The following is a 25,661-nucleotide window of genomic DNA, read 5'->3' on the forward strand; positions in this document are numbered from 1 at the left end:
CACTATGGTCGCATGAGTGAACTCCTCCAACCGACCGCGCACGCGTGGACACGCGAGCGCGTCGGTGCGGAACTCACAGGCGTGTGCGCGGCCCTCGCGAACGCCATGGGGATTCCGGTCGCCGCCGTGCGCACGTTCTTCGCGCTCGGCGGTCTCGCACTCGCGTGCGTGCTCCCCGCGACCCTCCTTCTCGACCTCACACCGCTGGTCCTTTACGCGCTCCTCGGCATTGGTGGGAGCGTCATGCTCGTGTACGTCCTCGCGTGGTGGGCCCTTCCGCTCGACCGCGAGCACGAACGCGAAGTTCTCGCCGAGCTCTCGAGCGCTCCCGTCAGGGGCAAGCCTGCTCTTCGGCAGGCAGCGCTTCCTCTCGAGGGCGGCCACACGCCGTTTGGCACCGCCGTGCGGTGGGCGATCCTCGCAGGAATCGTGGGGGCCTCCGTCGCGATCGTCAGCGTCGGGGTGTTTCCGGCGCTCCTGCCAGATATCGACATCCAGGCACCCCTCGCGATCGGTGCGGGCATCCTCGCGGCAGGTATCGCCCTCGGCACGCTGCCGCTCTCGAGCGTCGACACGGCGCGCTGGACGGGAAGGGTCTCAAGCCTTCCCTTAGCCGTGACCGGCGCGGTCGTTGTTGGCGGCCTCCTCCTCGTGGGAGGCGCACTCGTGATCGTCGGGGCTCTCCTCGGAGTGCGCGCGATGGGGATCACCGCCGCCGCGACCCTCTTTTCACTCGCCCTCGCTTCGATTCTCGTCGTGCCCTGGACGCGACGCCTGTGGGCAGGCATGCGCGAGGAATCCCGCGAGCGTGCACTCGCAGACCACCAGGCAGAAATCGCCTCGCACCTTCACGACTCGGTGCTCCAAACACTCACCGTGATCCAGCGCGAGTCCACACCTCCCGAGCGCATGAAACATCTCGCGCGCCAGCAGGAAGTAGAGCTCCGCCGCTGGCTCTACGGGAACATCACCCCCGGTTCCGCGCCGCCCTACGCCACGCCACGGGCTGCGGCCGCTCCGCCGCAGAGTCTTCGCGAGGCCGTCACCCGCACCGCCGAAGAGGCGGAACGCGCGCACGAAGTCCCGATCGAAGTCGTATGCGTCGGCGATGCACCGTTCGTGGACGGCTATCAACCACTCCTTCTCGCCCTTCGCGAGGCCACGAGCAACGCCGCGCGACACGGCAAGGTGGGGGTGCAGGTGTTCCTCGACGCGACAGGCGAGAACATCGAGGTTTTCGTGCGTGATCGCGGCGAGGGCTTCGACATGAGTGCCATCCCTGAAGGGCGTCTCGGAGTGCGCGAGTCTATCCTTGGACGCATGGCCCGCGCCGGTGGCTTCGCGAGCGTGCGAGGCGCGATCGGCGGCGGCTGCGAAGTATCACTCGTGCTTGAGAGACAGGACAACCAACGCCATGGCTGAGAACATTCGCGTGCTCGTGGTCGATGACCACCGCATCTTCGCGTCGGGTGTGAGTGAAGAGCTCAGCAGGCTCGGCGGCATCGAAATCGTCGACATTGCCCTCACCGTCGAGGAGGCAATCGACAAGGCCCGCGAGCTGCGCCCGGACGTGGTTTTGCTCGACGTTCACCTGCCCGGAGGTGGCGGAGGCGGCGGCGCGGAGGTCGCCGAAGCTCTCGAATCCCTCACAACCGAATCGGGCAAACCGGTGCGCTGCCTCGCCCTCTCGGTCTCGGACGCCGAGGTTGACGTGATCGCCGTGATCCGCGCGGGCGCGCGCGGCTATGTCACGAAGTCCACGACGGGCGAAGAGCTCGCCGCAGCACTCCACAAAATCGCTGAAGGCGACGCGGTGTTCTCGCCTCGCCTCGCAGGATTCGTGCTCGATGCGTTCCGTGGCGTAGCACCGTCCGTGCCCAGCGAGATGGATCTTTTGAGCCCGCGCGAGCAGGAGGTCATGAAGCTTATTGCGCGCGGTCATACATACCGCGAGGCTGCTTCGGCGCTGTTCATTTCGGATCGCACGATCGAGACCCACGTCTCCAACGTGCTCAAGAAGCTTCAGCTCACAAACCGCTACGAGCTCTCCCGCTGGGCGCGTGAGAAGCGAGTGATATAGCGGCGTGTGTCATGCTTGAGGGCGTTGATCCCTCACGATGTCTCAAAGCAAGGAGTTTTCCGTGGGTCTCTTTGATAAAGAACCGTTCACCGCAACCGCTACTAAGTCCAACGTGACCGTCGAGGTTGGCGAGGATACGTCTCTTCTCCAGGCGCTCCTCGATGCGGGTGTTCCGATGAAATATTCGTGCGAAGGCGGCACGTGCGGAACGTGTGTCGTCCCGCTCGTGAGCGGCGAAGTCGAGTACGAGAACGAGTACCTCGAAGAGGACGAACACGGCACACGCATCGCGTGCTGTGTGGATCGCGGCGTGGGCCACATCGAAGTCGAGGCCTGAACCAACCTAGGCCCGGCGCTCGCCGGTGGCGAGGCGGCTAAATTCTCCGCCGGCGGCGAGCAGGTCGTCGTAGGTGCCGCGTTCGCATATGCGCCCGCTCTTGACGACGAGAATCTGATCGGCGTCGCGCACCGTTGAAAGCCTGTGCGCGATCGAGATGGTCGTGCGTCCCTCACTGAGGGAGCGCAGTGCCCCACCCATGGCACGCTCGGTCACCGTATCGAGCGCGCTCCTTGCCTCGTCGAGCACAAGGATAGGCGGGTCGCGAAGGATGGTACGCGCGATCGCGAGTCTCTGTTTTTCGCCTCCCGAAAATCGGTAGCCCCGCTCCCCCACCACCGTGTCGTAGCCGTTCGGAAGCGACTCGATGTGCGCGTGGATCTGTGCAATCTCGCACGCGGCAATCATGTCGGCCTCGCTCGCCTCAGGCTTCACAAACCGCAGGTTCTCCGCAATGCTCGCGTGAAGCAGGTAGGTCTCTTGCGTGACCACTCCGACGGCGCCCGCGAGCGCGTCGAGCTTGAGCTCGCGCACATCGATGCCGTCGATGCGGATTCTCCCCTCGCTCACGTCGTAGAGGCGTGAGAGGAGGTATCCGAGAGTCGTTTTGCCGCTTCCAGTGCTGCCAACGAGAGCAATGTGCGCCCCGGACGGGACCTCGAAGGAGACGTCCTCGATTGTCGTTTTTCGTGCGCTCGGGTACGTGAACGTCACGCCCTCGAAGCTGATGTGCCCGCGCGCCCGCCCGCCGGGAAATGTCCGTGCATTCGCGGCTTCTTTGATGGGGATGTCGAGGTCGAGATACTCGAACACTCGCGTGAATAGTGCGAGGCTCGCGCGAACTTGGGTGGCGACGCGCAGGAGCGTGTTGAGCTGAGGAAAGAGCGTTGTTTGCATCGCGACGAACGCGACGAGGGTGCCGATCGTCAGGTCGCCGAGGCCCTTGATAAAGAGCACCCCGCCGAGGAGGTAGGTGAGGGCGGGAATGACCCACAGGAGCACCGAGTAGAGGCCCTGCATCCAGCGGCCCGCCATTTCCGATTCAACTTCGAGCCTCGAGAGGTCACGAGATTCGGCGTCGAACGCGTCGATGATCGGCTCCGAACGCCCGAGGGTCGTGGATAGCAGAATCCCGGAGACGGAGAGGGATTCTTGGATGTGGGCGGAAAGGTCAGCGGCGGCTTCTTGCCGACGTTTGACGAGCGCGCGGCGCCGCTTTCCCACGCGTCGATTCAGAACGGAGGCGATGGGTGTGGTGACGAGCGAGAACAGGAAGAGCCGCCAGTCCATGGCGATCATCGCGAGGGCGCTCATGAGGATCGTGGCGCTCGCGGAGACGATTTGGGTGGCCACGTTCGTGACGACGGACTGCATGGCGCCGATGTCGTTGAAAATCCGCGATTGGATTTCCCCCGTGCGGGTCGAGGTAAAAAAGGGCAGTCCCATGCGCTGGAGGTGGGCGAACACTCGCACGCGAAGGTCGTGCATGATCGCCTGCCCCACTCGTGTGGAGAGGAAAGACTGGAACACGCTGAAAACCGCGCCCGCAGCGTAAACGGCGATCATGCCGAGCGCGCACCACGTGAGAAGAGCGATGTTGCCTTCGGGCAGGGCAACATCGACGATCTCGCGCACGAGAAACGGCGAGAGCACTCCCGTGAGAGCACCAAGCGCGATGAGCGCGAGCACGAGTGCGAGGGTCGCCCTGTGCGGGGAAAAGAGCGCGAGAATGCGTCTGGTCTCGACCTTTTGGCCGTCGTTGAGCCCCGTATCGGGAAGCTCGAGCGGCCTCACGCGGAGCGAATGAGCTTGTGCTGCGCGGCTTGTGCGAGCGGCCGCAGAGTCACGAGATCGAGGTTCACGTGGTGCGGGAGCTTCACGGAATACGCGATGACATCCGCGACGTCGTCGGCAGTCAGTGGCTTCTCAACGCCTTCGTAGACCTTGTCGGCGGCAGCTTGATCGCCACCGAGGCGCGTGAGGCTGAATTCCTCGGTGTGCACGAGCCCCGGGGCGATTTCGATGACCCGGATCGGTTTGCCGGCGAGTTCAAGGCGGAGCGCCGCGGCGATCATGTGTTCGCCCGCTTTCGCGGCGTTGTAGCCGGAGCCGCCTTCATAGGCCGCCTGGCTCGCCGTCGAGGTCAGGAACACGACGTCGCCGTGCCCGCTTGCTTCAAGGGCTGGAAGGAGCGCCTTCGTGACACGGCCCGAGCCAATCACGTTGGACCGGAACATCCCCTCCCACTTGTCGAAGGCTGCATCGGCGACCTGCTCGATGCCGAGTGCACCACCGGCGATATTGCACAGGGACGTGAGCACTCCGCCGAACTCGCGCTCGACGTAGTCGGCAACGCGCGCGACATCCTCGTCGACGCTAACGTCGCACGGCAGCACATCAAACTTTTCGGGATCGTTCACCATGCGGGCGAGCTCTTCGAGTCGCTCGCGCCGACGCGCGATCGCGAGAACTCGATACCCTTCCTCATAGAGACGAAGCGCCGTAGCGCGCCCGATTCCGGAGCTCGCGCCGGTGACAACCGCTGTTCGTGGGCCTCGTGAGTTCATGTCCATCACACCTCCGTGTGCTCAAGAGCATCGAGGAGCTGCTCGCGCATGCGCTCGAGAGGCTCCGCATCATATTCGGCATCAAAATCGCTCAGGGCCTTTTCGAGGCGTTCAAGCCGGGAAAGGGCGACGTCGGCATCGATGACCGACTGGCTGAAGTGGGGCTCAAGTGCCTCGGCGCGCGCGGAAAGGTCGGTGCCTTTCGCGAAGGAGTCATCGAGGAACTCGTCCACGAGCTCGCGCCTCTCGCGCATTTTCGCGCTCACGCTACTGATCGACGTGCGGGCACGGCCGATCGCGACGTGGAGCGAACCGATGTGCTGCAGCATGACGTCAAGGTCCGCGAGGAGTGCCGCGACGAGGTCGCGGATCGCACTATTGGCTTCGGCACGCGCGGCACTCTCTTCGATTTCGAAGCGCTCGTCCGCGAACTGCGTGACCATCGCGGACTGAAGACGCGCAAGGGAAATCTGGAACTGGGTCTCGCGCGAAAGCGCGGCGAGGGTCGAGAGTTCGCCCGTGAGAGAGCTGAGACGGGGACGCAGGGCGTTGTCGCTCGAATCCCACAGCCCGAGCTCGGCTGCTGCCTGGAGGTCGATGTCTTTGCGAATACGGCGCAAAACCGAGTCGGTGTAGCCCGCGATCGTCTCGAGAGTTTCCTGATCGAACGACAGCACGCTGACCTCGGCGTGAATGCCGAGGGCGGCGCGCACGATGAGGTCAATCGTGTTCGTGACTACCATGCCGAGGCTGCCCTCAAGCGCCTCTTCACGCATCATCACTTCACGCAAAAGCGCCTTGCGCTGGAACACCTCATAGCCGTCATAGCCGAGATCACGCACGGCATTATCGACGAGCTTTGCTCCGACGCCCGCAACCTCGCGAGCACTCCTTCCCTGCTTGCGCAGCTTGTTTTCCTCGGCAACGATCACGGCATAGGCCTCGAACACGTCGTCAAAAGTCGCGCTGCTCATGGGTTTTGAGCGCACGGAAAGGTACCCGCCTTCGGGAAGAGGGGTGACCGTAGCAAACACGTCGTAGTGGCTACCGTCGGACGAAAGATTACGAATGTACCCCGCGAACGGCTGGCCTTTTTCGACGGAATCCCACAGGAGCCGGAAGACGCCCGAGGGCATATCGGGGTGGCGGATGATGTTGTGCGGGGCGCCCTTGAGTTGGCTTGCCTCGTATCGCGAAAGCCGCACGAACACGTCGTTGGCCTTGTCGATGTGGCCGCGTTCGTCGGTCGTCGAGAAGAACAGCTCACCCGCCTCGAACTCGAGTTCGTGGCCTGTGGGGTCGGGGCGCTTCATGGGGACCTTCCGCTCGTGTGCGTCGTGGGGAGCCGAGGCGCTGGAGGGTCCGACGCCGGCTCGCCCCTATAGTACGCGGCATCTAGGGACCTACCTGGCACGAAGGGCCCTACGCGAAGGGGCATGTTCAGTGCTTGTCGTTGGGGCATCTCACGCCCCCGTAGCACCACCGATGCGTGCATGCGTGAAACAATGAGGCACATGAGCGAAAACAGCCACGACGCAGGTCACGACTCGACCGCCGCACCGATGAGCCCCTCGATTCCCGACCGCCCAAGCCTCGACGGTCTCGAGAGCAAATGGGACACGTGCTGGGAGAACGCGAAGGTCTACGCGTTTAACCGAGACACAGGTCGCGAGAAGGTCTTCTCGATCGACACTCCCCCGCCCACAGCCTCTGGCTCGCTGCACATCGGTCACGTGTTTGCGTACACCCAGGCCGACATCCTCGCGCGCTACAACCGCATGATCGGCAAGGACGTGTTCTACCCGATGGGCTGGGACGACAACGGCCTGCCCACCGAGCGCCGCGTGCAAAACTACTTCGGCGTTCGCTGCGATCCGACCCTCCCCTACGTGGAGAACTTCGAACCACCCCACCGCGGCGGAAACGCGAAGACCGCGAAGCCTCAAAACCAGATGCCGATCAGCCGCAAGAACTTCATCGAGCTGTGCCTCGAGCTCACAACGGAAGACGAGAAGGCCTTCGAGCACACCTTCCGCACCCTCGGCCTTTCGGTGGATTGGAACCTGCGCTACCAGACCATCGACGACAACTCGCGTGCCGTGAGTCAGAAGGCATTCCTCACGCATCTGAAGAACGGCCAGGCCTATCAGGCTGAGGCGCCGACCCCGTGGGACGTCACGTTCCGCACCGCGGTTGCGCAGGCCGAGCAGGAGGACCACGACCGCGAGGGCGCGTACCACCGCCTCGGTTTCACGCGCGCCGATAACGGCGAGAAGGTGTTCATCGAGACGACTCGCCCGGAGCTTCTTCCCGCGTGTGTCGCGCTCGTCGCGCATCCCGACGATGAGCGCTATAAGCCGCTATTCGGCACGACGGTGCTCTCCCCCCTGTTCGAGGTCGAGGTGCCCGTTCTCGCGCACCCGCTCGCACAGGCCGATAAGGGCGCGGGCATCGCGATGATCTGTACGTTCGGCGATGCGACCGACGTGATTTGGTGGCGTGAACTCGACCTTCCCACGCGAGCCGTGATCGGCCGCGACGGCCGATTCCTCGAGGACGCCCCGTGGATCACGAGCGAGGCCGGTCGCGAGCGGTACGCCGAACTCGCGGGCCTCACCGTATTCAGCGCGCAAAAGCGCGTGGTCGAGATGGTCACCGAGACGGGCGACATGGTGGGCGAGCCAAAGAAGATCACCCACCCCGTCAAGTTCTACGAAAAGGGCGATAAGCCACTCGAGTACGTCACGAGCCGCCAGTGGTACATCACGAACGGTGGACGCGATGAGGCCGACGGCACTTTGCGCACGGCGCTGCTCAAGCGCGGCGAGGAACTCACCTGGTATCCGGGATTCATGGCCTCGCGCTACCGCAACTGGGTCGAGAACCTCACGGGCGACTGGCTCGTGAGCCGCCAGCGCTACTTCGGCGTGCCGATCCCCGTGTGGTACGGCCTCGACGCGAAGGGCGAGATCGACTACGACCGCGTCCTCATTCCTTCCGAGGATCGCCTTCCCGTGGATCCCACCCTCGATGCGCCGGAAGGCTTCGACGAGTCTCAGCGCGATGAGCCGAACGGCTTCACGGCCGACCCGGATGTGTTCGACACGTGGGCGACGAGCTCGCTCACGCCGCTCCTCGCGACCGGCTGGCTCGATGACCCGGATCTCTTCGGCAAGGTCTACCCGATGGATCTTCGCCCGCAGGGCCACGACATCATCCGTACGTGGCTGTTCAGCACGGTCGTGCGTTCGCATCTTCTCACCGATTCGCTTCCGTGGACGGGCGCGAGTATCAACGGCTGGATCCTCGACCCGGACCGCAAGAAGATGTCAAAGTCGAAAGGCAATGTCGTGACGCCGATCGACCTTCTCGAAAAGTACGGTTCGGATGGCGTGCGCTACTGGGCGGCACGTGCCCGCCAGGGAGCGGACACGGCGTTCGAAGAGGGCCAGATGAAGATCGGCCGGCGCCTCGCGATCAAGGTTCTCAACGCCTCGAAGTTTGCGCTCGGCTTTGGCGAAGTGGCGTCGGACCCGGAGGGCACCCTTCCCGCGGACCCAGCCGCTGTCACCGAGCCGCTCGACCGCGCGATGCTCGCCTCCCTCGCGAGCGTCGTGGATCAGGCGAGCGCGGCAATGTCGAAGCTTGACTACGCACGTGCGATCGAGGTCATCGAGCCGTTCTTCTGGACGTTCTGTGATGACTACATTGAGCTCGTGAAGAATCGCGCACACGGTGCGGCTGGCGAAGGCCCCGCAGCCTCGGCTCGCGCGGCTCTCACGATTGCGCTCGAGACCCTGCTGCGCCTTTTCGCGCCGTACCTCCCGTTTGCCACCGACGAGGTGTGGAGCTGGTGGCGCGAAGGCTCGGTTCACCAGCAGGCATGGCCCACCTCGGCGCCTCTCGCCAAGGCCGCAGCCGGCCAGGACGAATCGCTCCTGCGCGTGGTGAGCGAGGCCATCATTTCGGTGCGCAAGGTCAAGAGCGACGCGAAGGTCTCGCAAAAGACTCCGATGCTGCAGGCGAATCTCGCGCTTCCCGAAGGTGCACTCGCCGAGTTCGAGAGCGTGCGCTTCGACGTGTGCGCGCTCGGCTCAATCGAGGAGCTCACGCTTGAGCCCTCGACCGACGGCGCGATCACGCTGTCGAAGGTCGAGCTCGGCGAGCCGCCGGCAAAGAAGAAGTAGGCGCGTACCGGCCGCAACACGCAGCCGATCATCGCAAGAGCCCCGAGGGGCACGGTAGGTCTTCACACCGCCGTGGTTCTCGGGGCCCTTTCGAGCGAGCAGACCGCCCCCGCCTGCGCCCCACCTAGATCTGAGTTGTCATTATCGCAACCTCGTTGCGTTTATCGCTTGACTGTCTCGTGGTCTACTTCTAGGATCGACACCACTACCTTCCGTGGAAATGACGCCCAGTCGTTTTCTCAATGACGAGAACCTAGGAGGCCCCGTGGCGGAAGAACTGCCCCAACACCCCGATTTCCTGTGGGATAACCCGGACCCGAAGAAAACCTACGACGCGATCGTCGTGGGCGGCGGCGGACACGGACTCGCCACCGCGTATTACCTCGCAAAAAATCACGGGATGACCAACATCGCCCTTCTTGAAAAAGGGTGGCTCGCGGGCGGCAACATGGCCCGCAACACCACGATCATCCGGTCGAACTACCTGTGGAACGAATCCGCCGCGATCTACGAGCACGCGATGAAGTTGTGGGAGGGCCTCACCGAGGAGCTCGAGTACGAGATGTTCTTTTCGCAGCGCGGCGTGCTCAATCTTGCGCACACGCTCGGCGACGTGCGCGAATCGGTGCGAAGGGTCGAGGCGAACAAGCTCAACGGCGTGGACGCCGAATGGCTCACACCCGAGCAGGTCAAAGAGGTGTGCCCGATCCTCAACATCAGCGACAACGTGCGATACCCGGTTATGGGCGCGACCTACCAGCCGCGCGCGGGCATCGCGAAACACGACTGGGTCGCGTGGGGCTACGCGCGCAAGTGCAATGAGCTCGGCGTGGATATCATCCAAAACTGCGAGGTCACGAAGGTTCTTTCCGACGGTAGCCGCGCGATCGGCGTGGAAACAACGCGCGGAAGAATCCTCGCCCCCAAAATTGCCCTCGCGGCAGCAGGGCACACCACCACCCTCACAGATCAACTCGGGGTGCGCGTACCCACGCAGTCGCATCCGCTCCAGGCACTCGTCTCGGAGCTTTTTGAGCCGGTTCACCCCACGGTCGTCATGAGCAACCACGTGCACATGTACGTATCGCAGGCTCATAAGGGCGAGCTCGTCATGGGCGCGGGAATTGACCAGTACAACGGCTACGGCCAGCGCGGTTCGTTCCACGTGGTCTCCGAGCAAATTGCCGCGGCGATCGAACTATTCCCCGTGTTCTCTCGTGCACATCTGCTGCGCACATGGGGCGGGATCGTGGATGTCACGCTCGATGCTTCCCCCATCATGTCGCTGTGTGATGTCGAAGGCGTGTACATCAACTGCGGGTGGGGCACGGGCGGATTCAAGGCTACCCCCGCGTGCGGGTGGGCGTTTGCGTACACGGTCGCGAACGATCGCCCCCACGAACTCAATGAACCGTTCTCGCTCGAACGCTTTACGACCGGCCACCTGATCGACGAGCACGGCGCCGCTGCCGTCGCTCACTAACCCCTCCGCGAAAGGAAGACCAACGATGCTTCTTCTCACGTGCCCCCACTGCGGCGACCGCGACGAAATCGAGTTTCACTACGGCGGCGAGGCTCACGTGGCCTACCCCGAAAAAACCGCGGAATTGACCGATACCGAATGGGCCCACTACCTGTTCTACCGCTCGAACCCCAAAGGCGAGTACGCCGAGCGATGGCTGCACACGGGCGGCTGCCGAAAGTGGTTCAATGCCCTGCGCGACACGGCGACCCATGAGTTCCTCGCGTTCTATCCGGCGGGCGAGAAACGCCCCGAGCTGCACGGCGGCAACGAGGCCGCCCACACGATGGGAGAGACCAAGTGAGCATGCGACTATCCCCCGAGCATTCCCCTCGGCACGGCCTCGCGGACAGTGAACCCTTCTCGATCACGGTCGACGGTGTGGAGATCGAGGCATACGACGGCGACACGGTTGCCTCCGCGCTCATCGCCTCGGGCCGGATCCACACGGCCGAATCGATGTACCGCCACCGCCCACGAGGAATCCTCGCGGCGGGCATCGAAGAGCCGAACGGGCTCATCACGGTTCGCTCACGCGACGCGCACGATATCGACGAAACAATGCTGCCGGTGACAACCGTCCCGGCTACGCCGGGCCTCGAGACTCTGTTTGTTTCAGGGCAGGGCGCCCTCGACCCGCGTCCCGACCCGGCCCTCTACGACCACAAACACCGCCACGTGGACGTGCTCATCGTGGGCGCGGGCCCCGCCGGCATCGCCGCGGCGCGCTCGGCCCTCGCCGGCCAATGCAGGGTCGCGCTCCTCGACGATCAGCCCCTTCCCGGCGGTTCACTTCTTTCCACACGCGATGTCGAAATCGATGGTCTCAGCGGCCCCGAATGGGCACGCACTGAAATCGAGAAGCTCGAAAAGAACAGCGACTTCACCTACCTTCCGCGCACGAGCGCGTTCGGCTGCTACGACGCGAACTACGTGATCGCGGTCGAAAACCGCACCGATCACCTTCCACGCGCCAAGCGCCCCGGAGTGTCGCGCCAGCGCATGTGGCAGTTCCGCGCCGCGGAGGTCATTCTCGCGACCGGCGCCATTGAACGACCGCTCGTGTTCAAAAACAACGACCGGCCGGGCATCATGCTCGCCTCCGCCGTGAGCACCTACATCAACCGCTACGGCGCGCTGCCGGGCCACCGAGCGGCACTGTTCACCACCAATGACGCGGGCTATGAGAGCGCGCTCGACCTCGCGGCGGCAGGGGCGAAGGTCGCCGCGATCATCGACGCACGCCCAAGCGTGCCCGAGCACTGCAGGAAAATCGCGCGCGAGGTGGGGGCAGTCCTCTACGCGGGCTCCGCCGTGATCGACACCGACGCGGGCGAGGGCGGGCTCCTGAACGCCGTCACGGTGCGCGGCCTCAACGACAACGCCGAGCTCACGGGCGAAGCAGACCACATCGAGGTCGACCTCCTCGCCGTCTCGGGCGGATACAGCCCCACCGTGCACCTCCACACCCACCGCCAGGGAAAAACCACGTGGAACACGGACATCGCGGGCTTCGTGCCCGTCTCCCCCGTTTCCCACCAGCACCACGCGGGCGCCCTCACCGGGAAATATTCCCTCGAGGATGCGCTCGAAGAAGGTCACCGCGCAGGTATCGAGGCCCGCGAGAAGGCTGCCGAAGCGAAAGGCTTCAACGCCGGGAAACTGAAGCGCGAGGTTGCCGAGGCAGCCGTCGGAACCTCACTGCCCCTTGACCGCTCTCCCGTGCGGCCCGTGTGGCTCGTACCCGCCAACGACGGCGACGCAGCCGAGTGGAACGAGCACTTCGTGGATCTCCAGCGTGACCAGGCCGTCGCTGAAATTATGCGCGCCTTTGGCGCGGGCATGCACAACATCGAGCACATCAAGCGCTACACGTCGATTGGCACTGCGAACGATCAGGGCAAAACCTCAGGCGTAAACGCAATGGCGATCCTCGCGGCCGCGCTCGGCGAAGATAATCTCGAGAAGGTCGGCGTCTCAAACTACCGCGCGCCCTATACGCCCGTGCCGTTTGGGGTCATCGCGGGCCGCGAGCGCGGCGACCTCTTCGACCCAGCACGCCTCACGTCGATTCACCCGTGGCACCTCGCCCACGGCGCGAAGTTCGAGGACGTGGGCCAGTGGAAGCGCCCCTGGTACTACCCGCAGGGAGCGGAATCGATGGACGCAGCGGTGCGCCGCGAGTGCGCGGCGGTCCGCGAGTCCGTGGGGTTCATGGACGGCACCACGCTCGGCAAAATCGAGATTCGCGGGAAGGACGCAGCGGAATTCCTCGATCGCGTGTACACGAACTCGTTCCGCCTGCTCAAGGTCGGCATGGGACGCTATGGCGTGATGTGTACGCCCGACGGGATGATCTTTGATGATGGCGTGACGATGAGGCTCGCGGACGATCGCTTCCTCATGACGACCACCTCGTCGGGTGCCGCGAAGGTTCTCGACCACCTCGAAGAATACTCGCAAACGGAGTGGCCCGAGCTCGACGTGACATTCACGTCGGTGACCGAGCAGTACGCGACGATCACGGTCGCCGGCCCGAAGTCGCGTGCGGTCATCGAGAAACTCGTGCCGAACATCGACGTTTCCGCCAAGGGCTTCCCGTTCATGGCGTTTCGCGACACGACCCTCGCAAACGGTATTCCGGCGCGCGTGTGCCGCATTTCGTTCTCGGGCGAGCTTGCCTACGAGATCAATGTTGAGGCCTACTACGGTCTCGCCGTGTGGGAGGCCGTTGAGGAGGCCGGGCGCGAATTCGGAATTACTCCCTATGGCACGGAAACGATGCACGTGCTGCGTGCCGAGAAGGGCTTCATCATCGTCGGTCAAGATACGGATGGCACGGTTACCCCGCAGGACGCGGGAATGGACTGGGTCGTGTCGAAAAAGAAGGAGGAGTTCCTCGGTAAGCGCTCCTTCGCCCGTGCCCACACCGCTGCCCCGGATCGACGCCACCTCGTGAGCGTTCTTCCAGTCGATCGCCGACTGCGCCTTCGCGAGGGCGCGCAGCTCGTCGAAAAGGGAACGGACCTCACGGTTCGTGACGCTGACGCCACGACTCCCCTCCTGCCGGGTGATGGGCAGATCGAAGACATCGGCTTCGTGACGTCGAGCTACGACTCGGTGGCGCTGGGCCGCACGTTCGCTCTCGCGCTCATCGAACGAGGCCGCGAACGCGAAGGCGAAATCATCTCGAGCCCCGTGGACGGCCGCCTCGTCGACGTAGAAATCGGGCCCCTGTGTCTTTTTGATCCGGAAGGAGAGCGCCGCGATGGCTAACGCTCAGTTGAAAGAATTTCGCCGCACGCCCGCCGCGCACCTTGCGGGCGCGATGGAGGCGGCGCGTGTCGTCGGCCCGCGTTCCGTGGCACTTCGGGAGCTAGATTCACCGCTGCAAGCAGGGCTTCGCGCGAAGCCGGGGAGCGAAAGCGCACGTGCACTTGAGAGCGTGCTCGGCTTTGCACTTCCCGCGCGGGTTGGCGAGGTCGCGGGAAGGTCCGACGCCGGCCACGTTCTGTGGCTCTCGCCCGACGAGTTCCTGTACGTCGATCCCTCCGACACGTCCCAGGCCGCCGTCGCTGACCTCGAGGCCTCTCTCGAAGGATTGCCGGGGCACGCCGTGGATCTTTCCGCGAACCGCACCGTGTTTGAGCTTTCGGGCCGCGCCAGCGAGGAGCTTCTCGAGAAGGGCTGCAACGCGGATCTACACCCGCGTGAGTTCCCAGCGGGCCGCGCGATCGCGACCCAGCTCGCGCACGTGCCGATCCTCTTGCACCGCGTGGACCAGAGCGTATGGCGGCTCTTCCCTCGCGCGAGCTTCGCCGATTTCGTGGCGCGGTGGATTATGGATGCGATGACCGAGTATCGCCAAAGCGACGTTCTCTAGAGCGCCGCTCACAGCAACCGGGCCGCTTGGCGCACTCAGCGCCGGGCGGCCCCATCAATTCCGCTACTTCTCCGCGGCAATCCGCTCATGGTGACGAATCACCTCGGTGACGAGGAAATGCAGAAAACGCTGCGTAAACACCGGGTCGAGACCAGACTCTTCGGCAAGTCGCGTAAGACGCTCGACCTGGTGTTTTTCGCGATCCGGGTCGCCAGCGGGAAGGCCGTGCTCTGCCTTGAGGGCGCCCACGGCCTGCGTGAACTTGAAGCGTTCGGCGAGGAGATGCACGAGGGCCGCGTCGATATTGTCGATCGAGCGTCGGTGCTGGCCGAGGACCTCCCGGGCGCGGGCGATCTGTTCGTCGGTGACGTGGGTCCCGGCACTTGGGGTCGCTGGAGAATCATTCATGCGCTAAGCCTTCCAGGCGAAGCCGGGTGAGTAAAGGCCTTCGGCCATAAAGCGTCACGCGCTGCGACGGCGCTTCTTCGTATCGCTGCTTTCGGCGGCGGAATCGGCGCGAGTGAGCATGAGCGGCTCGCGCCCCTCGGTCACGACGGCCTCGGTGATGACGATCTTCACGACATCGTCGCGTGAGGGCACCTCGAACATCACGGGCTGGAGGATTTCCTCCATGATCGCGCGAAGGCCCCTCGCGCCCGTTCCACGCTCGAGAGCGCGATTGGCGATGGCCTCGAGTGCAAGCTGCTCGAAGTCGAGCTCGACCTCGTCGAGGGCGAACATCTTCTGGTACTGCTTGACGAGCGCGTTTTTCGGCTCGATCAGGATGCGGGTGAGATCCTCACGGTCGAGGTTCGTGACCGACGTCAGCACGGGAAGGCGCCCGATGAACTCGGGGATGAGCCCGAACTTGAGGAGGTCTTCCGGGAGGATTTTCGCGTAAATCTCCTGCTCATCGAGCGGGGTGTGAAGTTGGCTCCCAAAGCCGATGCCACGCTTACCGATGCGGTTGCTGATGATGTCCTCGATACCCGCGAACGCGCCCGCGACAATAAACAGCACGTTGGTGGTGTCGAGCTGCACGTAGTCCTGCTGCGGATGCTTCCGCCCGCCCTGCGGCGGCACGGCCGAGACCGTCCCTTCGAGGATCTTGAGTAGGCCCTGCTGGACGCCCTCACCGGAAACGTCGCGTGTAATCGACGGATTTTCCGCTTTGCGGCCGATCTTGTCGATCTCGTCAATATAGATGATGCCGCGCTCGGCGCGCTTGACGTCCCAGTCGGCAGCCTGAAGCAGTTTGAGAAGAACGTTTTCGACGTCCTCACCCACGTAGCCGGCTTCCGTGAGCGCGGTGGCATCAGCCATCGCAAACGGTACGTTCAGGAGCTTCGCGAGGGTTTGCGCGAGGTAGGTTTTTCCACAACCCGTGGGCCCCACGACCAGCACGTTCGATTTTGCGACCTCGACTTCGTCGATGTCGGTGCCGATGCCCGAATCCTTCGTTTCACTCGCGATCACACGCTTGTAGTGGTTGTACACCGCGACGGAAAGGGCGCGCTTCGCGGTCTCCTGGCCAACGATGTGAGTCTCGAGGAAGTCGAAGATTTCATTGGGCTTCGGGAGCTCGAGCTCCTTGGCTTGCTCTTCCTTCTTCTCCGCGGCCTCGGTTTCCTCAGCGATGATCTCGTTGCACAGCTCGATGCATTCCTCGCAAATGTACACGTGAGGGCCGGAGATGAGCCGCTCAACCTGCTTTTGCGACTTGCCGCAGAACGAGCACTTATAGATCTCGCTCGAATCACCAATCTGTGCCATGGAGGAGGAGTCCTTCCCGGGGAAGTTTTCGGGCCCTTGCCACACTAGCGGCAGGGATGCATGGAAACGGGGAGGCGCACCAGCGAGCGTGTGTCGCTGTGGCGCACCTCCCCGGCCCGTTCACGGGTGTGCAGCGCTTACTGGCCGAGCTGCGCCTGCTCGCTGCGGCGCTGGAGCACCTGGTCGATGAGGCCGTACTCGAGCGCGCCCTGGGCGGTGAGGATCTTGTCGCGCTCGATGTCGCGGTGGATCTCCTCGCGGTCACGACCCGAGTGGTGGGCGAGGGTGTCCTCGAGCCACTCGCGCATGCGCAGAATTTCGTTGGCCTGAATCTCGATGTCCGAGGCCTGACCGCCGCCCTGGCCGCCCATCGCGGGCTGGTGAATGAGGATGCGTGCGTTCGGAAGCGCGAGGCGCTTGCCAGGGGCGCCGGCCGCGAGCAGCACCGCGGCGGCGGAGGCCGCCTGGCCGAGGCACACGGTCGTCACATCAGGCTTGATGTACTGCATCGTGTCGTAGATCGCCGTGAGCGCCGTAAACGATCCACCCGGGCTGTTAATGTACAGGGTGATGTCGCGGTCCGGATCCTGGGACTCGAGCACGAGTAGCTGCGCCATCACGTCGTCCGCCGAGGCGTCGTCCACCTGGACGCCGAGGAAGATGATGCGATCCTCGAAAAGCTTCGCGTACGGATCCTGGCGCTTGAAGCCGTAGGCCGTGCGCTCCTCGTAGGTGGGCAGCACGTAGCGTGCGCTCGGCATGTGGCCGGCCTTCATGGAGGGCTCAAAAGTCATGGTTGTACTCCTTTAGTTTCGCCGCGTCAGTTCTCGTCCATGCCGCCATCGCCGGTCACGTCGCCGGCTGCGGAGACGATCCGGTCGATGAAGCCATATTCGAGGGCTTCGGGGGCGGTGAACCAGTGGTCGCGGTCGCCGTCGGCAATGATCTGCTCGACGCTCTTGCCGGTCTGCTCAGCGGTAATCTCGGCCATCTGCTGCTTCATCGAGAGGATCAGATCGGCCTGGATCTTGATCTCGGACGCGGTGCCACCGAGGCCGCCGAGCGGCTGGTGCATGAGAATACGCGTGTGGGGCGTCGCGAAACGCTTACCGGGGGTGCCGGAGCTCAGCAGGAACTGCCCCATCGAGGCGGCCATGCCCATGGCGACCGTGACGACATCTGGCTTGATGTACTGCATCGTGTCGTAGATAGCCATGCCTGCGGTGATCGAACCGCCGGGGCTGTTGATGTAGAGGAAGATGTCCTTGTCCGGGTCCTCTGCCGCGAGTAGGAGCAGCTTCGCGCAGATGGCGTTCGCGTTGTCGTCGCGAACATCTGAGCCGAGCCACACGATGCGCTCGCGCAGGAGCCGCTGGTACACATTGTCGTCGAGGCCAAGCGGCATCTCACCGGCCGCGTTCACGCTGTGCTGGGTCACGGTGCACTCCTTGTGTCTTGAAATTTCGTACCCCTCAACCTTAGCGAGCGCGAGGGGTCTCGGCCCCTGTGTTCGCCAGGGGCGCAGTTCCGACGCTTGCCTCGCTACAGCTGCGGCTGGGACCACAGCACTGTTCCGTGCGCATCTCGAATCGTCACGCGGGGCATCTCCTCAAGGGTGATGTCAACGTCGATGAATCGCTCTCCCCCGTGCTCGTGGGCGCGGTACGTCATGTGTTCATTCGCGATGGCGAGCACTTCGGTGCGTGCGGTCACGAGCCACGGCTCGGCGCGGCGTACGCCGATGAGTCCGGCGATCGCGTCGCGCATGGCGAGGCCTTCGCCAAAGAAGTCGCGGGGCGAATCGGGGAAGGCCTGGCGCACGTCGTCGTCTCCGCCGATCCGTTCTTCTTTAATGCCGCGGAACGCTTGCTCGTCGCCGTAGTAGAGCGCGGGGCAGCCCCCGAGCGTGTAAAGAATCGCGTGGGCCGTAAGCGCGCCATCTGCGCCAAGCACGCTCGCGATGCGGCTCGTGTCGTGATTACCCACGAACGTGTACGGAACGAAGTGCTCGAGGAACGTGTTGTGACGCCCAAGGGTCCACTCGAGTTCGAACAGATTCTTCTGCTCAATGCTCGAATAGATCGCCTTCCACAGCTCGTATTCGGTTGCCGAATCAACTCCGGCGTCCTTGACGAACTCGGCGTAGTCGCCGTGGATGATTTCCGCGAAGAAGTAGGCTTCCGGGAAGTCCCGGCGAAGGCCCGGGATGATCGCCTTCCAGAAGTGCGCCGGGACCGAGTAGGCGGCATCCAGGCGCCAGCCGTCGATCCCCCGCTCGAGCCAGTGCCGCATGACGTGCTCGATGCGGTCCTTTGCAGCCGCACTGTCGTGGTTGAAGCGGGCAAGCTCCCCGTGCCCCTCCCACACGCGTGGAGCCGGGCCACCGTCGGCATCCATGTCGATATCGAACTCGCGCGCGGCGGCAGTTTCGGCAGGGCTTTCGAGCTCCCGGCGAAGCGGCTCGAAATCGGTCGAGACGTGCGAGAACACGCCGTCGAGGAGCACGCGAATCCCCCGCTCCTTGCACGCGCTAAGGAACCGATCGAATGCGGCGTCATCTCCGAGGCGCGGGTCGATTCTCAGGTAATCGAGCGTGTCGTAGCCGTGAGTTCTCGACGCGAAAATGGGGCCGAGGGCGATGCCGTTGAGGCCGAGTTCCTGCACGTAATCGAGCCAGCTTGTGAGGTGGTCGAGCCCGCGGCCGGTGCGCGAATCCTCTGCACGGATAGGGGCGTCCGTGAAGCCAAGCGGGTAGACGTGCCACCACAGGGCGTGATCGATCCAAGCCATGACTGTCTCCTCCTTCGCGCGGCGCCGCGCTCTTAAAAGGGTAGCGGCCCCATCTCCGCTTTCGCGAAGAGGGGCCGCCCCTCTAGGAATAGTGCGGGACTTACTTGTCCTCGCCCTTGTCCTCGGACTTTTCAGCGGCCTTCTTGGTGGTCGCCTTCTTCGCCGGAGCCTTCTTAGCAGGGGCCTTCTTGGCGGCCGGCTTCTTCTCGGCGGCCTTCTTTTCCGCGGGCTTCTTTGCAGCAGCCTTCTTAGCGGGGGCCTTCTTCTTGCCCTCGTCCTTGGCGTCCTCGTCGGCCGAGGAAGCGTCGGACTCCTCACCCTTCGAAAGGCCCAGGTCAAGAACCTTGCCTTCGCTCGACTTGACCGTCACCTCAGCAAGGGCGTCGTCCAGAGCCTTCGAGCGCTGCACCTCAGCGAAGATCTGCTCGAGCTGACCACCCTGCGCGACAGCCTGGAGGAAGGTGTTCGGGTCCATGCCGTACTGCGCGGCCATCTGGGACATGAAGCCCATGAGGTCTTCCTGGCCCACCTCGACCTCGCGCGTTTCGAGGATCGCATCGAGGAGGAACTGCGCACGGATCGCCTTGACCGTGTCATCCTTGATCTCCTCGCCGTGAGGATCATCAGCGTTCTTGCCCTCGTTCTCGAGGTGCGCCTCGATCTCGTCCTTGACGAGCTGCTCGGGAACCTCGATCTCGATGTCCTCGAGGAGCTTTTCAAGCAGCGCATTGCGGGCAAGCGCCACGCGGTTGCCCTCGGCATCCTTCTCCGCCTGGGCCTTGAGGTCAGCCTTGAGCTCGTCGATCGTGTCGAACTCCGACGCGAGCTCGGCGAACTCGTCGTCAGCCTCGGGAAGCTCGCGCACCTTCACGCTCTGCGCGGTCACGGTGATCTGTGCTTCCTCACCAGCGCGGTCGCCACCGGCAAGCTTCGACGTGAAGGTCGTGGTCTCGCCGGCCGAAAGGCCGATCAGCGCTTCGTCGAGGCCCTCGAGCATGTTGCCCTCGCCAATGTTGTACGAGACGCCCTCGACGGTGTCGATCTCTTCATCGTCGATCTTTGCGACCATGTCGATCGACACGAAGTCGCCGTCCTCAGCGGGGCGATCCACACCCTTGAGGGTGCCGAAGCGCTCGCGCAGCGCGGTAAGGCGCATCTCCACTGCGTCGTCGTCAACGACGGGCTCCTCGATCTCGATCTCGAGGTCGGAGAAGGTGGGAAGTTCGATCTCCGGGCGCACATCCTGCTCGATAACGAACACGAGGTTGCCCTCTTCCGAGCCGTCGAGGCCCGGAACTTCCTTGACCTCAACTTCAGGACGGCCTGCCGGCTTGAGTTCGGCCTCGGCAGCGGCCTGCTGGTAGTAGCCCGGAAGCGCGTCATTCACGGCTTCCTGGATGATCGCGGGCTTACCGAAACGCTTCTCGATGAGCGACGTGGGAACCTTGCCCTTACGGAAGCCGGGAAGCTGCACATCCTTGGCAATCTTCTTCGCGGCCTGATCGATCGCGGGCTTCAGTTCCTCAAAAGGAACCTCAACGTTAAGCTTCACGCGGGTCGCGCTCAGCTTCTCGACTGCAGTCTTCACGTGCAAGTCTCCTCGTAGTAGTTCTCGTATTTCAAAGTCGGTAACCGGAGCCACGCCACGTGGCGGCCCCTGCGACGTCGGGATGACAGGATTTGAACCTGCGACCTTCCGCTCCCAAAGCGGACGCTCTACCAAGCTGAGCTACATCCCGGTCCACCACACCGGCCAACGTTCCTTCGAACCGCAAAAGCCGTTATGGCAACCCAGCCAAGTTTACCCGCCGCCACCTGAGGGCGCTGCGACATCACTCGCGCGATGTGACGAGATACATTCCTCACGCCGCACGTCCACGCCTTGGGCAAGGGCGCGGCATGTGGCAAGATGGATCCCTGAAGCGCTCGGGCGCTTCTCGCGGGTGTAGCTCAATGGTAGAGCCTCAGTCTTCCAAACTGATTACGCGGGTTCGATTCCCGTCACCCGCTCCATCTCCCCCTCCCGGATTGCATAGACCTTGTGGGGGTTTCGACCCCGCTCAGCGCGCGCACGGCTCTCGCCCGACAGCTAACCTCGAACGCAACGCGGGACTCATCGCGAATGCCGCCCCACGATTCTCTGCGCTCTCACGCAGACCCCTCCTTAGTGCACTAGCGCTATGACAGCACCGCTCACTCTCCATGAGTAGGCTGATGATGTCGCTTAACTATCTCGATATGGGGAAGTGATGCGGCTCCAAGAAGGGGGTCGGGCGCCAAAGAGATCCATGGGCTCGCCGCGGGACAACCCCCGCTCCCGCATTCCGGCGCCTCCCCTCGCGCCTCTACAGCGAAGAAAGGTTCCGCCCATGAGCACACCCCAGCCCCGCGAAGCGCTCGCGATCGTTGACGCCGCGAGCCCCCTCGGCGACGCTCTCGTGAGCGAGGCCTACCTCGCCCTTCGGGACGGCGGCGATGTAGTGGCGCTGAGCGCCCAGCCCGAACACCTCACGCGTTTTTCGCGTGCAATCACCTACGCGGCGATCCCCGACGCCCTCGAGGAGTACGCCGCTCGACTCCACGGCGCAACAGCGGTCTTCCTCGTTCTCGAGGCCCACGAGGATGCCGAAAAGCTCGCCGCCAGCACTGTTCGCGCGATGCGGCGCGCTGGAATTCGCCGGCTCATCGCAACGGCGCCACTCGATGCCCTCCGCTGCACCGTGCACGGCACGCGCGAGGCCGAAGCTCCGCGCCGCGAACGCTCCCTCGCCGAAAGAGCAACGCGAGCGTGGGCAACCGTCGGAACACCAGACCCATCCCTGCTGGCTGCCCGCCGTGCCCTCGAGCTCGTGCGGCTCTCGGGTCTGGACACGACGCTTCTCCTGCACCCGCCGATACTCGTGGCACCCGGGCCCGCGTCCGTCCAGCGCACGCCCGCCGCGTACGCGCCGACCGCGAGCGCCGACATCACTGCCGCCAACGCTGCCCGCGCCATCCTCGCCTCCCGCTACGAGGATGGAATCGGCCGAGAAGACGTGCTCAGCGAGGGGTAGCGGGAGAGAAAACTCAAAAACCCCACACCACTCGACGAAACTGTGCGACACCGTTCAGCCCCGCCACCTACAGTTATTCCGTGACTGAGAACGCGACGAACGCTCCCCAAGATCCCACGCCCGCCGCTTCCTTCAACGCGGCTAGCTTTGACGCCTACCTTTTCGACCTCGACGGGGTCGTCACCCCCACCGCCGACGTCCACATGCGAGCCTGGAGTCGTATGTTCAACCAGGTGCTCGTGGACTACGAGGGGCAGGCCAAATACACCGACATGGACTACTTCACGTACGTGGATGGCAAGCCGCGCTACGACGGCGTGAGGAGTTTCCTCGCCTCCCGCGGGATTAACCTGCCCGAAGGAAATCCCGACGACGCCCCCGCCGCCATGACCGTCTGCGGCCTCGGTAACCGCAAGAACGCCCTCGTGCTCGACATCCTCGAGCAGGAAGGGGTCGAGCCGTATCCCGGCACGCTCGCGTTCCTTGACTCGCTGCCCGAAACCGCGAAAATCGCGATCGTCTCGAGCTCGAAGAATGCCCGCACCGTGCTGAAGGCCGCTGGACTGCTCGAACGCTTCGAGGTGATCGTGGACGGCAACGTCGCCGCCGAACACTCGATCCCCGGCAAACCCGCCCCCGACACCTACCTTTACGGCGCGAAGCTCGTGGGCGTGCCCGCCGAGAAAGCCGTCGTGCTTGAAGACGCCACGAGCGGCGTGCAGGCCGGGGCCGCGGGCAACTTCGGTGCCGTCATCGGCGTCAACCGCGGCGTGGGCCACGAGGCACTCGCCGAAGCCGGCGCCACCATCGTTGTTGACGACCTCAAGGAGCTGGCATGAGCATCCATAAAGTCTCCGCCGACCCCATGGACAGGGTCCACCTGCCCGTGGATGAATGGCAGCTCGTCGAGTCGCGCCCCGGCGCACAGCTCGGTTTCCTCGAAACGATTTTCACGACCGCCAACGGCTATCTCGGCATGCGCGGCACGCCCGAGGAGGGTCGTGACGTCGCAAGTCACGGCACGTTCCTCAACGGGTTCCACGAAACCTGGCCGATCAAGCACGCGGAGAACGCGTTCGGCTTCGCGAAGACCGGGCAGACCATCGTGAACGCGCCCGATTCGACCGTCATCAAGCTTTACGTCGACGACGAGCCGCTCAACGTCTCCACGAGCGACCTCCTCGAATACAAGCGCTGGATCGACTTCCGCGAAGGCGTTCTGCGCCGTGATCTTCTGTGGCGCACCCCGAGCGGTGCCCAGGTGCGCGTGCGCTCTAGCCGCATGGTGAGTTTCACCGACCGCCACCTCGCGCTCATGTCCCTCGAGGTCGAAATGGTCAAGGGAAGCGCCCCGATCGCGATCTCTTCCCAAATCATCAACCGCCAGGACCTCAACGTCGATGCCGCGCCCGCGACGGCCCCGCGTGCCGGCGAGAACAAGTACGATCCGCGGCAAACCACGTCGTTTGACACGCGCGTGCTGATCCCGGAAGACAATCACGCCTCCGGCGACCGCGTGCTCATGGGCTATCGCACCGCCCACTCTGGAATCGGCGTTGGCGTTGCCGCCGACCACGCAGTCGAGACGGAAATCGACTTCCAGAGTCTCGTCAAGATCGACGACGACATGGGCCGTTTCATCATGCGTGGCGAGTTGCCCGAGGGCGAGAAATTCCTCGTCAAGAAGGCCGTCGCCTATCACTTTGCGTCGAGTGTGCCGGTGCGCGAGCTCCAGGATCGATGCCGCCGCACGCTCGACCGCGTGCACAAGTACACGCTTGAGCACTACCACGACGCGCAGCGGGAATTTCTCGAAAGCTTCTGGGAACGCTCGGACATCCGCATCGAGGGCCAAAGTGCCGTGCAGCAGGCGGCCCGCTGGTGCATCTACCAGCTCGCACAAGCCGCCGCTCGTGCCGACCAAGCAGGCGTCCCCGCGAAAGGCATGACAGGCTCCGGCTACGAAGGCCACTACTTCTGGGATACCGACATCTATGTCGTCCCGTTCCTCACCTTCACCTCGCCTGAATGGGCACGCAATGCCCTGCGCTTCCGAGTGAACCTTCTCGATGCGGCCCGCGAGAGAGCCCGTGAGCTCAACCAGCGCGGTGCCCTCTTCCCGTGGCGCACCATTAACGGCGACGAGGCGAGTGCCTACTACGCGGCCGGAACCGCGCAGTACCACATCGACGCGGACATCGCGTGGGCGTTCGCCACCTACAACGACATCACGGGCGATACGAGCTTCCTCGACCTCCAAGGCGCCGAAGTCCTTGCGGAGACCGCTCGCATGTGGGCCGATCTTGGCTTCTGGCGTACCAATGGCGAGCAGACGTTCCACATCCACGGCGTGACCGGGCCCGACGAATACACGACTGTCGTGAACAACAACCTGTTCACGAACGTCATGGCGAAATACAACCTCGAGCGGGCCGCTCGCACACTGCTCGATCTGCGCGAACGCCTCCCCGAGGCCTACCGCGCGCTCGTGCAAAAAATCGACCTCGACGAGCGCGAGATCGACGAGTGGCAGGCGTGCGCCGACGGCATGTACATCGAGTTCGACGAAACGATGGGCATCCACCCTCAGGACGACCGCTTCCTCGATCGCGAGGTGTGGGACATCAAGTCCACCCCGGCCGACCGTTTCCCGCTTTTGCTCAACTACCACCCGCTCGTGATCTACCGCTTCCAGGTCATCAAGCAGGCGGACGTCGTTCTCGCGACCTACCTGCGCGGTGCCGAATTCACGACCGAGCACAAGAAGGCGAACTTCGAGTACTACGACCCGATCACGACCGGCGACTCGACTCTTTCCGCAGTTGTCCAATCGATCATGGCTGCAGAGGTGGGCCACCAGGATCTCGCCCTCGATTACTTCCTCACGGGCCTCTACGTTGACCTGGCCGACCTGCACAAAAACACGAAGGATGGCGTTCATATCGCCTCCGCGGGCGGCGTGTGGAACGGCCTCGTCGCAGGCTTTGGCGGCATGCGCTTCAACGACGGCGAGATCAGCTTCGACCCGCGCCTTCCCGAGGAATGGCCCGCCCTTGAGTTCCCCCTCACCGTGCGCGGCAGCCGCTTCACCGTCCGGATCACGAAGGGCGACATCACCTTCACGCTCGAGGAGGGCGAGGAGCTCGAGGTCAGCGTGCGCGGCGAAACGGTCCGCATCACGAATGAGAGCGTGAGGGTTCCTCTTCACGGCCAGGGTCCCGTCCTCCAGGACGGCGACATCGAGGCGCACTACGTTGGCGATTCACGCGCCGACGGCACCCTCATCACCTCGACCGTGCCCGACCCGAACTCGCCGTGGGAGTACCCGGAGGCGGCGTGTGAGGAGCACGAAGGCTAGGGTCCGGGGATAAAATTGGGGTCCGACGCTTGCCCGGCAGGCGTCGGACCTTCCCCTACGCGGGGCGCCCCGCACCCCCTGAAAGGCCGTGGCACGCACACGCGGGCCGTA

General features: G+C 64.0%; 20 protein-coding genes and 2 tRNA genes. 12 read left to right on the forward strand and 10 right to left on the reverse strand.

What is annotated here, in order from left to right; all coding sequences use genetic code 11:
- Positions 1-12: 12 nt before the first annotated feature.
- The 3 genes from HMPREF3176_RS06365 to HMPREF3176_RS06375 all read left to right on the forward strand — a co-directional run bounded on the left by HMPREF3176_RS06365 (position 13) and on the right by HMPREF3176_RS06375 (position 2,417).
- The gene (locus tag HMPREF3176_RS06365) at positions 13-1,422 is read left to right on the forward strand and encodes an ATP-binding protein (RefSeq protein ID WP_034370304.1); all 1,410 of its coding nucleotides are present in this window, start codon (positions 13-15) and stop codon (positions 1,420-1,422) included.
- Positions 1,415-2,080 (forward strand): LuxR C-terminal-related transcriptional regulator, encoded by a 666-nt coding sequence (locus tag HMPREF3176_RS06370; RefSeq protein WP_016663080.1) that lies wholly within the window; start codon positions 1,415-1,417, stop codon positions 2,078-2,080. The genes HMPREF3176_RS06365 and HMPREF3176_RS06370 overlap by 8 nt, the downstream gene beginning before the upstream one ends.
- A gap of 61 nt (positions 2,081-2,141) precedes the next feature.
- Positions 2,142-2,417, forward strand: a complete 276-nt coding sequence (locus tag HMPREF3176_RS06375; protein ID WP_016663081.1) for a 2Fe-2S iron-sulfur cluster-binding protein — start codon at positions 2,142-2,144, stop codon at positions 2,415-2,417.
- Between the two features lie 6 nt (positions 2,418-2,423).
- On the opposite strand, the gene HMPREF3176_RS06380 is transcribed toward HMPREF3176_RS06375, so the two are convergent.
- Genes HMPREF3176_RS06380 through HMPREF3176_RS06390 form a run of 3 tightly spaced genes read right to left on the reverse strand, consistent with a single transcriptional unit; the run spans position 2,424 to position 6,297 of the window.
- Entirely contained in the window at positions 2,424-4,211 is a 1,788-nt protein-coding gene (locus tag HMPREF3176_RS06380; RefSeq protein WP_070458992.1) for an ABC transporter ATP-binding protein, read from the reverse strand.
- Positions 4,208-4,990, reverse strand: a complete 783-nt coding sequence (locus tag HMPREF3176_RS06385) for an SDR family oxidoreductase (protein WP_070458994.1) — start codon at positions 4,988-4,990, stop codon at positions 4,208-4,210. The genes HMPREF3176_RS06380 and HMPREF3176_RS06385 overlap by 4 nt, the downstream gene beginning before the upstream one ends.
- The gene (locus HMPREF3176_RS06390) at positions 4,990-6,297 is read right to left on the reverse strand and encodes a PAS domain-containing protein (protein WP_016663084.1); all 1,308 of its coding nucleotides are present in this window, start codon (positions 6,295-6,297) and stop codon (positions 4,990-4,992) included. Before HMPREF3176_RS06390 ends, HMPREF3176_RS06385 begins: the two co-directional genes overlap by 1 nt.
- A 201-nt stretch (positions 6,298-6,498) precedes the next feature.
- On the opposite strand from HMPREF3176_RS06390, the gene valS reads away from it, so the two are divergent.
- The 5 genes from valS (at position 6,499) to HMPREF3176_RS06415 (ending at position 14,576) form a co-directional block, all read left to right on the forward strand.
- Entirely contained in the window at positions 6,499-9,171 is a 2,673-nt protein-coding gene (gene valS / locus HMPREF3176_RS06395; RefSeq protein WP_070458996.1) for a valine--tRNA ligase, read from the forward strand.
- Between the two features lie 265 nt (positions 9,172-9,436).
- The gene (locus HMPREF3176_RS06400) at positions 9,437-10,654 is read left to right on the forward strand and encodes a sarcosine oxidase subunit beta family protein (RefSeq protein ID WP_083286289.1); all 1,218 of its coding nucleotides are present in this window, start codon (positions 9,437-9,439) and stop codon (positions 10,652-10,654) included.
- A 25-nt stretch (positions 10,655-10,679) separates the two neighbouring features.
- A complete protein-coding gene (locus HMPREF3176_RS06405; protein WP_070459000.1) occupies positions 10,680-10,997 on the forward strand; it encodes a sarcosine oxidase subunit delta in 318 nt (105 codons plus the stop codon).
- A gap of 2 nt (positions 10,998-10,999) precedes the next feature.
- Positions 11,000-13,969: a 2Fe-2S iron-sulfur cluster-binding protein gene (locus tag HMPREF3176_RS06410; RefSeq protein WP_070459002.1), complete on the forward strand. Its 2,970-nt coding sequence runs from the start codon at positions 11,000-11,002 to the stop codon at positions 13,967-13,969.
- Positions 13,962-14,576, forward strand: coding sequence for a sarcosine oxidase subunit gamma (locus tag HMPREF3176_RS06415; protein WP_016663089.1), 615 nt, complete (start codon positions 13,962-13,964; stop codon positions 14,574-14,576). The genes HMPREF3176_RS06410 and HMPREF3176_RS06415 overlap by 8 nt, the downstream gene beginning before the upstream one ends.
- A gap of 63 nt (positions 14,577-14,639) precedes the next feature.
- Here HMPREF3176_RS06415 and HMPREF3176_RS06420 read toward each other — a convergent pair whose 3' ends face one another.
- The 7 genes from HMPREF3176_RS06420 to HMPREF3176_RS06450 form a co-directional block, all read right to left on the reverse strand.
- Positions 14,640-14,984, reverse strand: coding sequence for a chorismate mutase (locus tag HMPREF3176_RS06420; RefSeq protein WP_016663090.1), 345 nt, complete (start codon positions 14,982-14,984; stop codon positions 14,640-14,642).
- Between the two features lie 54 nt (positions 14,985-15,038).
- Positions 15,039-16,349, reverse strand: a complete 1,311-nt coding sequence (gene clpX / locus HMPREF3176_RS06425; protein WP_070459004.1) for an ATP-dependent Clp protease ATP-binding subunit ClpX — start codon at positions 16,347-16,349, stop codon at positions 15,039-15,041.
- Between the two features lie 137 nt (positions 16,350-16,486).
- Complete coding sequence (locus tag HMPREF3176_RS06430; protein WP_016663092.1) at positions 16,487-17,143, reverse strand: ATP-dependent Clp protease proteolytic subunit; 657 nt, start codon at positions 17,141-17,143, stop codon at positions 16,487-16,489.
- Positions 17,144-17,169: 26 nt separating this feature from the next.
- Complete coding sequence (locus tag HMPREF3176_RS06435) at positions 17,170-17,754, reverse strand: ATP-dependent Clp protease proteolytic subunit (protein WP_051120673.1); 585 nt, start codon at positions 17,752-17,754, stop codon at positions 17,170-17,172.
- A gap of 137 nt (positions 17,755-17,891) precedes the next feature.
- Positions 17,892-19,139 (reverse strand): alpha-amylase family glycosyl hydrolase, encoded by a 1,248-nt coding sequence (locus tag HMPREF3176_RS06440; protein ID WP_070459006.1) that lies wholly within the window; start codon positions 19,137-19,139, stop codon positions 17,892-17,894.
- A gap of 100 nt (positions 19,140-19,239) precedes the next feature.
- Complete coding sequence (gene tig, locus HMPREF3176_RS06445; RefSeq protein ID WP_070459008.1) at positions 19,240-20,727, reverse strand: trigger factor; 1,488 nt, start codon at positions 20,725-20,727, stop codon at positions 19,240-19,242.
- Positions 20,728-20,804: 77 nt separating this feature from the next.
- Positions 20,805-20,878, reverse strand: a tRNA-Pro gene (locus HMPREF3176_RS06450).
- Positions 20,879-21,078: 200 nt separating this feature from the next.
- On the opposite strand from HMPREF3176_RS06450, the gene HMPREF3176_RS06455 reads away from it, so the two are divergent.
- The 4 genes from HMPREF3176_RS06455 to HMPREF3176_RS06470 all read left to right on the forward strand — a co-directional run bounded on the left by HMPREF3176_RS06455 (position 21,079) and on the right by HMPREF3176_RS06470 (position 25,550).
- Positions 21,079-21,152, forward strand: a tRNA-Gly gene (locus HMPREF3176_RS06455).
- Positions 21,153-21,508: 356 nt separating this feature from the next.
- Positions 21,509-22,192, forward strand: coding sequence for an NAD(P)H-binding protein (locus tag HMPREF3176_RS06460; RefSeq protein WP_070459010.1), 684 nt, complete (start codon positions 21,509-21,511; stop codon positions 22,190-22,192).
- 80 nt (positions 22,193-22,272) lie between these two features.
- Positions 22,273-23,031 (forward strand): HAD family hydrolase, encoded by a 759-nt coding sequence (locus HMPREF3176_RS06465; protein WP_070459012.1) that lies wholly within the window; start codon positions 22,273-22,275, stop codon positions 23,029-23,031.
- Positions 23,028-25,550 (forward strand): glycoside hydrolase family 65 protein, encoded by a 2,523-nt coding sequence (locus HMPREF3176_RS06470; RefSeq protein ID WP_070459014.1) that lies wholly within the window; start codon positions 23,028-23,030, stop codon positions 25,548-25,550. Before HMPREF3176_RS06465 ends, HMPREF3176_RS06470 begins: the two co-directional genes overlap by 4 nt.
- The last annotated feature ends 111 nt before the right edge of the window (positions 25,551-25,661 follow it).

Origin of the sequence: Dermabacter sp. HMSC08H10, assembly GCF_001807585.1 — a bacterium.
GTDB lineage: Bacteria > Actinomycetota > Actinomycetes > Actinomycetales > Dermabacteraceae > Dermabacter > Dermabacter hominis.